Here is a 14,009-nt window from a genome sequence, read left to right as displayed (position 1 = left end):
TTGTTCAAATTAGCCTCCACTGAATAAAACCAGTGTTGTTAGTCGTTCTGTGTCCAAGCACTTAACTTAGTGCGTAGACGCTGCATAGATTGGCTCAGTATTTGGCTGACACGAGATTCGCTGACACCTAACACTTCCCCAATCTCTTTTAAATTGAGTTCTTCGTCGTAATAAAGTGAAAGCACGAGGCCTTCCCTTTCCGGAAGTTGTTTTATCGAATCGATCAAAGCTTGGCGGAATGACTCATCTGCAACCCCTTGAAAGGGCGTATTGTCTTGAGAATCTTCATTCGGAGATATGACATCATCTGAGACGCCTAAATCTTCGATACCGACCAATCTTGAGCAGTTAATATCGGTCAATGCACTGTGGTACTGATCTAAACTGAGCCCCATGTGTTTGGCCACTTCGGCATCACTTGGGTCTCGATTCAGAACACTTTCCAGTTCTGCAATCGCACTGCTGATTTCTCGATTATTTTTGTGAACCGATCTTGGCACCCAATCCCCACGGCGAATGTCATCCAACATAGCCCCGCGAATTCGAATACCAGCATACGTCTCAAAGCTTGCGCCTTTCGTACCATCATAGTTTTGTTGTGCTTCAATCAAGCCAATCATGCCTGCTTGAATTAAGTCATCAACCAATACATTAGGCGGCAATCGCCCCAACAAGTGATGAGCGATACGTTTAACCAACACAGAGTACTTCTCAAAAAAAGCCTGCTGGCTATTGAGATTTGCATGCTGATCGTAGGTAAGCGCTTTATTCACCAAATGGTTCCTCTACAAATTCAGTACGGTTCAGCAGCCTTTCAACAAAAAATTCCAAATGCCCGCTTGGCGTTTTTGGTATTGGCCACGTCAATGCTTTATTTGCTAATGAACTGATTGCCAATGCCGCAGGAGAGCGAGGGAACGCATCTACTACGATTTTCTGTCTCTTGACTGATTGACGTACTTTATCATCTAAAGGAATACATGCTACGAGTTCGAGGCTCACATTCAAGAAACGCTCTGTGACCAAAGTCAACTTTGCAAATAATTCTCGGCCTTCGCGATAGCTTCTGACCATATTTGCAACGATTTTGAATCGCTGAACTTGGTGCTCGCGGCTCAACAGCTTAATCAAGGCATAAGCATCAGTGATCGAAGTTGGTTCATCACATACCACAACCACGACATCTTGCGCCGCTCTTGAAAAGCTAATCACCATGTCTGAGATGCCTGCTGCCGTATCGACTAACAAGATGTCCATCTCGTCTTCAAGAGAACCGAACGCTCGAATCAAACCAGCATGTTGAGCATGTGAAAGTTCAGTCATGCTCTGTGTACCCGATGTCGCTGGAATTATCTTAATTCCGTGCGGCCCTTCGACAATCGCATCCTTAAGTTCACACTCACCCGCTAAAACATGCCCTAGATTTCGTTTAGAACGAATACCCAGCATGATATCGACGTTAGCCAATCCTAAATCGGCATCCAGTACCATGACTTTTTTGCCTTGGCGAGCCATGCAAATAGCCATACCTAACGTCACATTAGATTTACCTACCCCACCCTTACCGCCAGTTACAGCGATAACTTTCGTGATTGAAGGCTTGGTTAAGCGACGGAGGCCGCTAGCTTGATCATGTATCATATTTTCATTCATATTTATCCGCCGCCTAGAGTCCTTCAGAATCGCTATTCCAGTAATGAGGTTCATTCTCTGTAGATTTCTCTAATAACTCATTCGCCTTAGCAATCATGTACTTTGGCTGAGCTATAACGATATCCTCAGGAACTCGTTGACCATTTGCTATGTAAGCAACTGGTAATGCATTTTGTATTACCACACTGATGAACTCACCCAAACTGAGCGATTCATCCAGCTTAGTCAGGATACATCCTGACAACGGGATTCTTCTAAAGTGTTCAATGGTTTCTTGCAGCACTTTACGTTGCGCGGTTGCCGGCAACACAAGGTAGCTATTGATAACGGAACCACTCTCTTGCATCAATGTGTCTAACTGCTCAGATAGACGAACATCTCGCTGTCCCATACCTGCAGTATCAACCAGAATCAGGCGACGATTACGTAATTGATATATTACATCGGCCAGTTCACTAGAATCTTTAGCAACTCTTACAGGACAACCCATAATTCGACCATAAATCGATAACTGCTCATGTGCACCTATGCGATATGTGTCTGTTGTCACTAGTGCGACGTTATCTGCGCCGTACTCCATTGCTGCACGGGCTGCGAGCTTAGCAACGGTTGTTGTTTTACCTACGCCAGTCGGACCAAGTAAGGCCACAATACCGCCGCGTTTTAAAATATCTTTTTGTGTCACTGATATTTGATCAGCGACCAGAGCAAGCAAGGCTTTCCATGCTCGTGCTGGTTTTGTGTCTTCTGGAATGTAGCAGGCCATTTGATCGGCGAGCTCTGCCGAAACACCCATACGTTCTAGGCGCTTGATAAGCATCGCTCTCAAAGGTTCGCGACGTTCGACTTCTTGCCACATCAGTCCAGAGACTTGATGCTCTAATAGACGGCGAATTGAGGTCATCTCTTCGCGCATCGTTTCCATTTCGGTGTCTGAACCTTTCGACTGACCAGGATCACGGCCGCGATCGTAGCGAGTAGGATCTAAGCGAGGTGCTGGACGCTCGACTCTACGATCTTCAGCAATCAATTTGGATAAGCCAGACTCACGAGCAAAAGCTGAATCTACGTTGCCACCGCTGCGAGATTGTTGATTACCGAGAGATTGGTGATTTCCTAGAGACTGACTGCTGCCGCGAGACTGATGGTTACCAAGAGCCGATTGATTACCACCTGACTGGCGGTTAAGCAACGCGGATAACGAGTCTTCATTTTCAGCTCGGTGCTGCGGTTCGTCGTCTGCGCCATGGCTATATTGCTTGAGCATGTTCGCGAAGCGCTTAGTCATTGAACGTCCGCCTTCAGCATTCGACTGCAGGCTAACTTTGTCATCATCTAACTGACGACGCCCAGATGACGCGGCTGGCGCTGCCATTTGGGTATATTGACTTTGCGTAGGCTGCTGAGGCTTATTGAGCTTTGGGCTGGCTGTCGATGGGTTAGATTCGCCATCAATAGCGGCCACAATTTCAACGCCACCTGCGACCTTTTTGTTAGACATGATCACCGCTTCTGAGCCAAGTTCTTCTTTAACTTGGAGCAGCGCGGTTCGCATATCTTTTGCAAAAAATCGTTTAATTTTCAATTCGATCGTCCGTTCTAATTAGGCGGCTTAATTACCAACAGCTTGTACAATGCGTATCTGCTTTTCGTCTGGTATCTCTTGGTAAGATAAAACTCTCAAGCTTGGGATCGTGTTTTTCACGAACTTCGCGAGAGTGGAACGTAACACGCCAGAAGTCAGTAACACAGCTGGCTCACCTTTTAGCTCTTGCTCTTGTGTTGCATGGCTGAGGGATGTCTGTAAACGTTCGGCTAAACCAGGTTCAATACCAGCAGATTCTCCGCCGGATGCCTGCATGGTTTGATGCAAGATTTGTTCCAGCTCAGGAATTAAGGTAATCACTGGCAATTCAGGCTCTATACCATTGATTTCTTGAACAATTAATCGTTTCAATGCGATACGAACCGCAGCAGTAAGTATGTCAGGTTCTTGACTCTTACTTGAATACTCCGACAAAGTTTGGACTATAGTGCGGATATCTCGAATTGGAATGGCTTCATTCAGTAGGTTTTGCAGTACTTTCACGACCACACCAAGTTGCAGCTGATCCGGTACAAAGCCTTCGACCAGCTTAGGTGTCGAGCGACTTAGCATCTCGAGTAGGTTTTGTACTTCTTCATGGCCAATAAGCTGTGATGCATTATTGGTTAGCAATTGGCTGAGGTGCGTTGCCAGTACAGTAGATGAATCTACAACCGTGTAACCTAACGCTTGGGCGTGTTCACGCTGCTCTTCTCGAATCCATACGGCTTCAAGGCCAAAGGCAGGATCAATAGTAGGCTCACCATCGATCATTCCGTAGACTTGACCCGGGTTAATCGCCAGTTCCATGTCAGGCTTAATCTCAGCCTCGCCCACGGCAACACCCATCAGAGTGATTCGGTAGCTATTTGGGGTGAGTTCTAGGTTATCTCGAATATGTACCGCCGGGATCAGAAAACCGAAATCTTGAGACAGTTTCTTACGAACCCCTTTCACACGCTCTAGCAGTTCGCCACCTTGATCTCTATCCACCAACGGGATCAAACGATAACCGACTTCTAAACCAATAATATCAACAGGCTGAACATCATCCCAAGAGAGCTCCTTCTGGGAGCCCGTTTCTCCATTCGCTTCAACCGTAGCGGGAAGGTTGGGTTGTTCAGCCTTCTTCTTGTTCTTTTTATCTATGTAATACGCACCCGCACCTGCAACGATGGCAAGACTCAAGAATGAGAAATGCGGCATGCCAGGAACAATACCCATAATGCCAAGGATAGCGGCAGTGATCATAAGGGCTTTCGGATTATCGAACATTTGGAAGACAAGTTGCTCGCCCATGTCTTCATCTGTGTTTTGACGCGTTACCATCATCGCGGCAGCAATAGAAAGTAATAACGATGGAATTTGTGCAACCAGACCATCACCGATAGTCAGTAGTGTATAGATTTCGATTGCTTCGCCAAAACCAAGGTCGAACTGAGCCATACCGATACTCAAGCCACCAATGATGTTGATGAACAGGATCAAGATACCGGCTATTGCATCGCCTTTAACAAACTTAGACGCACCATCCATCGAACCGTAGAAATCTGCTTCTTTGGTGACTTCAAAACGGCGGGTACGAGCCTGATCTTGATCGATCAAACCCGCATTCAAATCGGCATCGATTGCCATCTGTTTACCGGGTAAGGCATCCAACGTGAAACGTGCACTTACTTCCGAGATACGACCCGCACCTTTGGTTACAACCATGAAGTTGATGATCATCAGAATCAAAAACACCACTAAACCAACCGCATAGTTACCACCGATAACCACGTTACCGAAAGCTTCAATCACGTTACCAGCAGCATCGCCCCCTTCGTGACCGTGGAGCAGTACCACACGTGTCGAAGCAACGTTCAAAGCCAAACGAAGTAGCGTTGCAATCAGAAGTACCGTTGGGAATGCAGCGAAGTCTAAAGGCCTACGGGTATAAACCGAAACCAATAGCACAACCATAGACAGTGCAATGTTGAAGGTGAAGAACATATCCAACAAGAAAGCTGGAATTGGTAACACCACCATAGCGAGCGTGGCAAGTACCATAACAGGCGCGCCAATCGCAGGCATGGCACGGTTAGGGATTTTAGGTAGCTTGTCCGCAAAAGGGAGGGTAAATTTCATAAATCTGGGTAGTATCGCTATGTTGTAGCTCTTCCACTAAGCGAATCGAGGCTCAGGTCTAAGCTGTATTGCCAAAATTTATAGCAATAAGGTTTATGATGATCAGGTTTATCATGATCGGACTTATAATGTTTGGCATTGATATAGCAAGCACTGTACCAATATTTCAACGTCAATTTATCGTCACAGCTTACAAATAAAGACGCTCAGATACACAACCATTATCCAGTTTCATTGGGCTGAGCTCAAGCAATTGATCTAATGACGTAAATCAGGTGGGATCGGCATATTAGAATCTTGCAATTTCGGCCTCTCCCCTCCTCTTTTTCTGTACTGTTTCAGCTGGAACACATATGCAAGCACTTGAGCAACTGCCGTAAACAGACCGTCAGGAATTTGCTGTTCGAGCTCAGTAGTATGATAAAGCGCCCTAGCTAACGGAGGCGCTGGAATAATATAGATGTCGTTTGCACGTGCAATTTCACGGATCTTCATCGCCATATGATCGACACCTTTGGCAACGACTATCGGTGCTTTATCTTGATTCTGTTTATAGCGTAGAGCGACCGAAAAGTGTTCCGGGTTGGTGACGATCACATCTGCCTGAGGAACATCAGCCATCATACGTCGCTGAGCCGCTTCTCTCTGCAACATACGAATACGCCCTTTCACTTCGGGCTTACCTTCGGTGTCTTTGAACTCATCTTTCACTTCTTGCTTGGTCATCTTAAGTTGATCGGCGTGTTGCCAAATCTGGAATGGAATATCAATCGCCACCACAATCAACAAAGAACAACTGATAAGCAGAATAAAGTTAAGCAAGATGTCTAAGGCGTGGAAGATATTTTGCGGATACACATCCATGCTCAATTGCATTAAGTCATGTTGAGAGGCTTGGATAAGATAGATAGCCATGCCCGACACCAGAGCGACCTTCAAAATAGATTTCAGCAGCTCAACCCAACTTTGAAGGCCAAACATACGCTTAATACCGCTTAAAGGATTGAGCTTAGAGGCTTTAGGCATAGCGGCTTGCATCGAGAAGTTAACACCACCGACACCAGCTGCGCCAATCACAGCCGCCACGAACAAAGTGATGAGAATCAAGAACAGTGGAAACAACAAGTTGACCAAGGCACCACCAGCGATTTCCAACAGCTTATTGGTATCAAAGATTTCGTCACGACTGAGCGAAAATAGGCGTTGCATGGCCTCGAATAGAGCTTTCGCCATCGATTCGCCAAACCACATTAAGGAAATCGCACCGACTATCAGTACCGACGCTGACGCTAACTCTTTTGACCTTGCAACCTGCCCTTTCTCTTTGGCCTGTTGCAAGCGTTTGGGCGTGGCGTCTTCTGTGCGTTCTTGACCGTCTGACTCTGCCATTTCAGTCTCCTAGCAATCCAATCTGATGAGACGACATATCTGCTGCTCTCCTTGTAACCAATACAGCTCATAGTGGCTATATAAGCCGCCAAGGATGTACCAACAAAGCAACAGACCCACGAGTAACGCAAACGCAAAACCCAAAGAGAATATATTTAACTGAGGTGCAGCACGTGTCATTACACCAAAAGAGAGGTTAATCGTGAGCAGCGCAATAATGCCAGATAAAGACATCGCCAGCGCTGTTTTGAACATGATGCTCAACCACAAGGCTAACTCTCTGAAATCAACAGCGGTTAAAGAACCGCTACCTATAGGTAATGTTGTAAAGCTAAACACCACCAGCTGCAGCATTTTTAAGTGGCCGTCTGTCGCCAGAAAGAACATGGTCGCAAGCAACATAAACAGCTGACCCAGTACTGGCGTATTCTGACCGTTTGCTGGGTCAACCATTGAGGCGAAGCCCAAGCTCGATTGCATACCCAGAATCTGACCGAGCATAACAAAGGTTTGAATCAAAAACTGAGTGACAAACCCCATCGCAACACCAATCACGATCTGTTCAAAAACCGTGAGAAAGCCTTGAAACGACAACAGTTCAATGTCTTTAGGGACAGCAGGAATGGCTGGCATAACGGCAAGTGTAATCGCTAAGCCTAGATACAGACGAATACGTGGCGACACAAAGCGCGCCCCGGTTACCGTCATCACCATTAACATAGCTGAGATGCGAGTGTATGGCCAAAAGTAATTGGCTAACCACTCGAGTACTAGGCTTGTTGGGTATTCCATTGCGGTTTAATACAACACTTGTGGTAAGCGTTCAATGAGTTCAAAAAAGAACTCCATCATCATCTGCGTCATCCAGTGAGCAAACAACATTAACGCCAACAAAGTTACGATCAAACGAGGCAAGAAGCTGAGGGTTTGTTCATTGATTGAGGTTGCAGCTTGGAATACCGCCACGACCAAACCAATCAGCAGGCTAGGAATGATAATGGCGCACACCATTATCAGTACCATCCACAATGCATCTCGGAACAACTCTACGAATATTTCAGGATTCATTATTCCCCCAGCTACAAGGCAAAACTGCCGGCGAGTGTGGAGAGTATCAAGTTCCAACCATCAACCAGAACAAACAGCATCAACTTAAATGGCAAGGATACAATCATCGGTGACAGCATCATCATACCCATGGCCATCAGCACCGAGGCAACGACTAAATCAATAATTAGGAACGGCAAGAACAGCATAAAGCCGATTTGGAATGCCGTTTTTAGCTCTGACGTGATAAACGCAGGAATTAAAACCGCCATTGAAACATCTTCAGGGTTGGTCACTTCCGCGCCCGAGATCTCAACAAAGGTTTCCAGATCTTTAATTCGAGTCTGTTTAAGCATAAACGACTTAATCGGGCCTTGGGCGACATCAAATGCCTGTCGTGCCGATATCTGTTCATTCAGATAAGGTTGAACCGCTTGCTCATTGACCTGATTGATCACCGGAGACATGATGAAGAAGGTCAAAAATATCGCGATACCAATGATGACTTGGTTTGAAGGTGTTTGTTGCAAACCCATCGCCTGACGCAAGATAGACATCACCACCACAATACGGGTGAACGACGTCATCAAAATCACCATCGCTGGCAAGAAGCCAAGCATGGTCATTAAGGCTAAGATTTGTAAATTAATCGAGTAGTCTTCGCCACCGTTAGCATTGGTGGTCATGGTAAAGGCAGGAATCCCGCCACCATTGCCCGTTAGACTACCAGTAGTCATGGTTTGCGATTTGGCTTGGTCTTGCTCCATCGTACTGATGGTGACCGACTCTGAACCAGCCGTATTCGCAGGAATTACGGTGCCATTTTCAGCTTGTGCAAATACCGACACACTGAAGACTAGAGAGCAGAGGAGAATGAGCGGAACCAACCACACTTTCACCATTCGGAAAACTCCGCTTTGGTAAAAGTAAGATGAGTTCAAAAGTCCGTTACTTGTTTGCATCTTTTTTTATTAGCTGGGAAAGCTGACTTGAGAATGTGCTTTTTTCCAGCATCTCCTGAGTAAGAGGTTTATCAAGCTTAGAGATCAACTGAATCGATTGGGTAGTGATACCCACTAGATACTGATCCTCACCCGCTTGAACGATAGCAATACGTTCTTTTGTCCCAACCGCTATCTGTCTCACAATGGACAAGCCTTGTTGGTTGGACATTGTTGGCACTTGCATTCTCTTAAGCAGCCAAGCGATAAACAAGATGAAGGCTATAACGAAAATTAGCGACCCAAAAGTGGTCGCTAAATCAAGAGAAGGCGGCGTTGCAGCAAAGGCAATGGAAGGCATAGAGAACAAGCCTATGCCTAATATTCCACGAGAACCCGCTATTCCTCGATACATGCCTGTCACTCGTTGAGAAAAAGCTTTCAGCCATTGAGACGAAAAGCTCATTAACGTAGCTTCTTAATACGTTCTGTTTGGCTAATCACGTCAGTCAAACGAATACCAAACTTGTCATTCACGACAACCACTTCGCCGTGAGCGATCAAAGTGCCGTTTACCATCACATCCAGTGATTCACCAGCAATTCTGTCTAGCTCAACAACCGAACCTTGGTTCAATTGAAGTAAGTTACGGATACTGATCTGAGAGCGGCCCACTTCCATTGAAATGGTCACTGGGATATCCATGATGGTATCCAGTTTACGACGCTCATCTTCAGAAATCGGCGATGACGAATCCGTTAGCTCGTCCAGTGGTGCCGCGAGAACATCATCAACATCAATTGACGGTGCTGAAGGGTCTTCACCAAGTGCTGCAGCCCATTCGTCTGCTAGCTTTTGATCTTCACTAGGTTCCATTACCAATTCCTATACATTTATATTTTGCTAATCGTTATCATCGCTATTTTCTAGTTCAGACATCAAATCTTTACCTAGGAAAGCGAGATCGGTTTTAACCACGTGCGGTCTTTGAATTTTTTCAGAAATCTGTACGGCCAGCTTTTCACCTGAACGGCCCATTTTCACACGATAGGTTGGTAGTTCTTCAACAAACATCGTGGCATGTTCTGGCATATTCATCGGGATAACATCCCCAGGACGAAGTTCCATCAAATCACGCAGCGAGATATCTTGCTCGAGCAAATTGACACGGAAGTTGACTGGCACATCCATGATTTCATCACGCAATGCTGAACTCCAACGAACGTCGGTTTCCATCTTGTCTGATTGCACACCCGCATCAAGCAATTCACGAATCGGCTCCACCATTGAGTAAGGCATAACCACGTGGAAATCACCGCCGCCGCCATCAACCTCAATATGGAATGAACTCACAACAATCACTTCTGTTGGGCTGACAATATTCGCCATACTCGGGTTCACTTCTGAATCCAAGTATTCAAACTCAACGCCCATCACGGGAGACCAAGCTTCTTTGTAGTCTTCGAATACAATTTTAAGCAGTAGCTGAATAATTCGTCTTTCCGTTGGCGTAAATTCACGACCTTCAATCTTGGCGTGAAAACGTCCATCGCCACCAAAGAAGTTCTCTACCAAGATGAAAACAAGACGAGCTTCCATGGTGATCAGCGCCGTACCTTTTAGCGGACGGAAACGCACCATGTTTAAACTGGTGGGTACATACAATGTGTTTTGGTACTCACCAAATTTCATCATTTGTACGCCGTTGATCGACACTTCAGCCGTTTTTCGCAACATATTAAACAAACTGATCCGCATATGACGCGCGAAACGCTCATTGATAAGTTCAAGGGTCGGCATTCGACCACGAACGATTCGGTCTTGAGATGAGAAGTCGAAATTAACCGCATTCTCGTTTTCGGACTCTAAGACATCTTCAACTTCTTCAACATCGTCGACACCATGTAATAGCGCATCAATTTCGTCTTGGCTTAATAAATCGGTCACAAATTACCTATTGAATTACGAAGTCAGTGAATAACACTTTTTCAATAACAGGCTGACCCACTGCTTGAGCCAGACTTGCTTTAATATCTTCTGTTGCCTTGTCACGAAGTTCTACTCGCCCTATCGGAGAGCGCAATTGGTCTACCGTTGCAGAGGCAAATGTCGCCAATAACGTACTTTCAACGAGTGGAGAGTGGTATCGAGCAAGGTCTTCATTCTTGCTGCCTCGCACCATAAGCTGCGCTTTGATCTGTACCAGACGATCTTTTTTGTCACCGGTGACATTGAACAAAAAAGGTTGTGGAATATTAACATACATCACAGGTTCAACCGCGACTACAGCGGTAGCAGACTGAGATTTCGATTCAGAGGCATCGTCACTAGAGCCCATAAAAAAGAACACAGCAGCACCGATAGCAAGCAGTAAAACAACGACAGCAATTATGATTATAAGTAGCTTACTTTTCTTTTGACCTGGGGCTTGTTCTGCAAACATATTCTTCTCTAACTTCCTGTTATTTCCACGGACTAACGGATCTAAACCTGATACTAGGCATAATAACTAATTCCATCACGCTTTGATGCGACATTCAATTCAAGATTGCTGCCGTTATCAAGGTTTTCATCACCTTGCCCATCATTTGTGCGGTTAGAGCCTGATTGTTGTTCACCATTGTTATAGCTATCTTGGCTTTGCCCAGAATTCTGTTGTTGAACGGACGAATCGGCCAGTTGCATACCTTGTTGAGCAAGCATCTCTCTCAAGCGAGGCAAAGTCTGCTCTATCATATCTCTGGCTTGTTGATTGCTCACTGTAAAGTGCACGTTCGCCACGTCATTATTCATGGTCATGCGAATTTTCATCTGACCCAATTCTGGCGGGTCGAGACGAATGTCCAAGTTCTTAAGATTCTTAGACATCATCATTTGTACTTTTTCTGCAACTTGCTCGTTGGCCAGTTCTTTAGTGAGCTGCAAAGGAGCCTGTTGAGCCGCTTGAATTTCAGCGCGTGTTGGAGCCGAACCTGTCGTTGCAGTACCCTGAACACCCGCGGCAGACGCTATCTGCTGAGCCAATGTCGACTCTTTGGAATCTTCTTTAGCACCCGCTTTTCCAAGACCAGACAATGCGGCCGTGCCAGCGCCAGCTTTGAGCAACATATCCGTTGAGCCCGCTTTCGTTGCTGCTACTGGTGCATTCATTGCCAGGCTTTGCGCCGTTAAACTCGGGTCCAAGGCGGCTTGTTGTGCAGAAGCGGCATTACCCTGCTGAGCTGCTAACTGTTGAGCTGCAGCCTGTTGAGCCGCGTGTGCATTATTGGCATGTAACATTGTTGCCTTGTCTGCCACAGCATTAGTTGCAGCTTGAGATGACATCTGTGATGTCGCTTGTTGCGCTGCCGTCGCGACAGCCGCTGTCGATGCTACTGCAGCTAACGCTTTGGCTTCAGCAGAATCCGTATTATCCCAATCAATCGCTGCTGGTTGACCTGATGTACCGTTCAAGTCCGGAGCTTGGCTTAACAGAGCGTTTGCTTGCTGTTGAACATTAGTCAGTTGCTGGTTCAATATTTCGAGGTTAGACGTTGCTTTCGCCAAAGCGGTTTGCTCATCAACCGACAACTTAGCGCCGCTTTGTTGCTTTTGAAGCAGACCATCGACAATTGACTGTTCTGAGTCGATTTGCCCATTCAATTGGTTCAACGCTTTGGTATGAGCTTCAACCTGCTTTGCGAGCTCAATATCTGCAGGCGAGATGGCTTGACCTTGAATAGCCGCAACATCATTGGCCGCATTTTTTTGGCTCAGCTCTCTGCTCATACTCGCTTCGATTTGCTCGGAGGTAACGCCTTTGTCCATCAATTGACGAATTTCATCATCTGTCAGTTGAGAAACGCCTTTACCACCGGTAAGCACTGCGATTTCAGAATCGACGTCCAAGCCACTCTCTTGATTTGCGACATTGGCTTGTTGTACCGCTTCGCCTGCCTTGTCCATTTCGCCTGTAGCAGAAACCCCTGCAGCAGAAGCACCCGCGATATGACCTTGAGCTTGGTCTATCTGTGCTTGCTGAGGCAAGCCTTTGCCGTTCGGTGTCTGATTAAGCGTTTTGTTTGCCTCATCCAACTGACCAAGTAACTTATTACCCTCACTCATCGCAGCATTCGCTTGAGATGCACCTTGAGGTTGCTCCCCTTTGGATAGTGACTTCTCGGTGAGTGTATTGTCATCGCTTGGATTCGATGGGCTTGCGCCTTTCAGTGTCGATTCTTGTTCAGACGCCATTTTCTCAGTGACTGCTTTTTCATTAGAAACTTTTTCAGACTCCAACTTTGCAGAAGCTTGCTTGGTTTGAGCTTCACTTACAGCGTCTGTGCTCTTAGGCTCACTACTGTCACCTTTAGTCACCTCAGAAGACGCTTCACCTTCAGCTGAACTCGATTTAACCGATGCACTGTCATCACCCGAAGTAGAGGCTTGCTTAGCGTCAGATTTAGAGGCGCTGTCAGCATCTTTTGTTGTTGCTTTGCTGCCACTTTCTTCAAAGCCTAGCGCTTCTTTGAAAGACTCAAAGAAACCTTTTGAGTCGCCGGTTTCTTCTACCTTTGGAGAGGCAGAACCGGTGTCCAACAATGATGACGTTTTGTTGGTCGCTGAATTTGAGGAAAGACTAACATTCATATATACAAGCTCTATCTACTAGCTTTGCTGCCACAAACTAGGCAACAAAAAGAAAGTCGGGCGTTTTTCATACCGTTGTAGGGCATAACACGCAATTTTATATAAAACGGAGCAAGAAACATGCCTATACGTTTCGATTTTACAATCTGCTGAACAATACCTGTATCGTTCGTGGCTTAGGATCACATCTTCTTTCGGCCATACATCAGAGTCGAGAACTCATCCATTTGTTTTTGTTCTCTTTGGTCTTGCAGTTTGGCTTTCTCTTTCTGCTTTTTCTCCATCAACCACTCGTAGGATTTACGCTTTTTACGTAGTTCCATCCAATAGTCTTGGCAGTTATCGACCTGATTTTTGAAGTGGTGTTCCGCTTCTCTTTGCTTGGAAAGCGTTTCGTCAAGCTGAGTCAGAAAGCGATTCAAGTGACCATATTGGCTGGCTGTAAGCCCCGCTTTACCTCGGTCGACCAATTGCTGGCAATAATCCAGTCGGTACTTTTCGATCTGCGAGACCTGATCGTAGTAACCTTGCAACTCAGAATTCGCTTTGTTTAGCGCCAATACGGCTTGGTTCTCTTGGTCTTTCGCTTGATCGAGAAGAAATTCTAACGCGTTATCCATGATTGACCTTTTTCAACA

14 protein-coding genes are annotated in these 14,009 nt (G+C 46.0%); all 14 read right to left on the bottom strand.

The genetic code is table 11. From position 1 onward, the window contains the following. Positions 1 to 38 precede the first annotated feature (38 nt). The gene (locus QUF19_RS04325; protein ID WP_017104840.1) at positions 39 to 773 is read right to left on the bottom strand and encodes an RNA polymerase sigma factor FliA; all 735 of its coding nucleotides are present in this window, start codon (positions 771 to 773) and stop codon (positions 39 to 41) included. Continuing rightward, a complete protein-coding gene (locus tag QUF19_RS04320) occupies positions 766 to 1,653 on the bottom strand; it encodes a MinD/ParA family protein (RefSeq protein ID WP_102436967.1) in 888 nt (295 codons plus the stop codon). Before QUF19_RS04320 ends, QUF19_RS04325 begins: the two co-directional genes overlap by 8 nt. Positions 1,654 to 1,666: 13 nt before the next feature. Continuing rightward, positions 1,667 to 3,238, bottom strand: coding sequence for a flagellar biosynthesis GTPase FlhF (gene flhF, locus QUF19_RS04315; RefSeq protein WP_286296492.1), 1,572 nt, complete (start codon positions 3,236 to 3,238; stop codon positions 1,667 to 1,669). Positions 3,239 to 3,265: 27 nt separating this feature from the next. Beyond that, a complete protein-coding gene (gene flhA, locus QUF19_RS04310; RefSeq protein ID WP_122053836.1) occupies positions 3,266 to 5,365 on the bottom strand; it encodes a flagellar biosynthesis protein FlhA in 2,100 nt (699 codons plus the stop codon). 258 nt (positions 5,366 to 5,623) lie between these two features. Then, positions 5,624 to 6,754: a flagellar biosynthesis protein FlhB gene (gene flhB / locus QUF19_RS04305; protein ID WP_017110125.1), complete on the bottom strand. Its 1,131-nt coding sequence runs from the start codon at positions 6,752 to 6,754 to the stop codon at positions 5,624 to 5,626. Positions 6,755 to 6,763: 9 nt separating this feature from the next. Continuing rightward, positions 6,764 to 7,546 (bottom strand): flagellar biosynthetic protein FliR, encoded by a 783-nt coding sequence (fliR, locus tag QUF19_RS04300; RefSeq protein ID WP_286296481.1) that lies wholly within the window; start codon positions 7,544 to 7,546, stop codon positions 6,764 to 6,766. Positions 7,547 to 7,552: 6 nt separating this feature from the next. After that, on the bottom strand, positions 7,553 to 7,822 hold the full coding sequence (gene fliQ / locus QUF19_RS04295; RefSeq protein WP_029235191.1) for a flagellar biosynthesis protein FliQ: 270 nt from the start codon (positions 7,820 to 7,822) through the stop codon (positions 7,553 to 7,555). A gap of 11 nt (positions 7,823 to 7,833) precedes the next feature. After that, entirely contained in the window at positions 7,834 to 8,763 is a 930-nt protein-coding gene (fliP, locus tag QUF19_RS04290; RefSeq protein WP_286296475.1) for a flagellar type III secretion system pore protein FliP, read from the bottom strand. Continuing rightward, the gene (fliO, locus tag QUF19_RS04285) at positions 8,750 to 9,208 is read right to left on the bottom strand and encodes a flagellar biosynthetic protein FliO (protein WP_286296473.1); all 459 of its coding nucleotides are present in this window, start codon (positions 9,206 to 9,208) and stop codon (positions 8,750 to 8,752) included. Before fliO ends, fliP begins: the two co-directional genes overlap by 14 nt. Continuing rightward, positions 9,208 to 9,618: a flagellar motor switch protein FliN gene (fliN, locus tag QUF19_RS04280; RefSeq protein WP_004739851.1), complete on the bottom strand. Its 411-nt coding sequence runs from the start codon at positions 9,616 to 9,618 to the stop codon at positions 9,208 to 9,210. Before fliN ends, fliO begins: the two co-directional genes overlap by 1 nt. 27 nt (positions 9,619 to 9,645) lie before the next feature. After that, positions 9,646 to 10,689 (bottom strand): flagellar motor switch protein FliM, encoded by a 1,044-nt coding sequence (gene fliM / locus QUF19_RS04275; protein WP_017110130.1) that lies wholly within the window; start codon positions 10,687 to 10,689, stop codon positions 9,646 to 9,648. Positions 10,690 to 10,696: 7 nt separating this feature from the next. Continuing rightward, complete coding sequence (fliL, locus tag QUF19_RS04270; protein ID WP_065104900.1) at positions 10,697 to 11,185, bottom strand: flagellar basal body-associated protein FliL; 489 nt, start codon at positions 11,183 to 11,185, stop codon at positions 10,697 to 10,699. Positions 11,186 to 11,238: 53 nt separating this feature from the next. After that, positions 11,239 to 13,371: a flagellar hook-length control protein FliK gene (locus tag QUF19_RS04265; protein ID WP_286296423.1), complete on the bottom strand. Its 2,133-nt coding sequence runs from the start codon at positions 13,369 to 13,371 to the stop codon at positions 11,239 to 11,241. Between the two features lie 182 nt (positions 13,372 to 13,553). Next, a complete protein-coding gene (gene fliJ / locus QUF19_RS04260) occupies positions 13,554 to 13,991 on the bottom strand; it encodes a flagellar export protein FliJ (protein WP_192853199.1) in 438 nt (145 codons plus the stop codon). Positions 13,992 to 14,009: the final 18 nt, after the last annotated feature.

Source organism: Vibrio sp. FE10 (genome assembly GCF_030297155.1).
In the GTDB taxonomy this organism is placed as follows: domain Bacteria; phylum Pseudomonadota; class Gammaproteobacteria; order Enterobacterales; family Vibrionaceae; genus Vibrio; species Vibrio apostichopi.
This window is presented reverse-complemented; position numbering and strand designations above follow the sequence as displayed.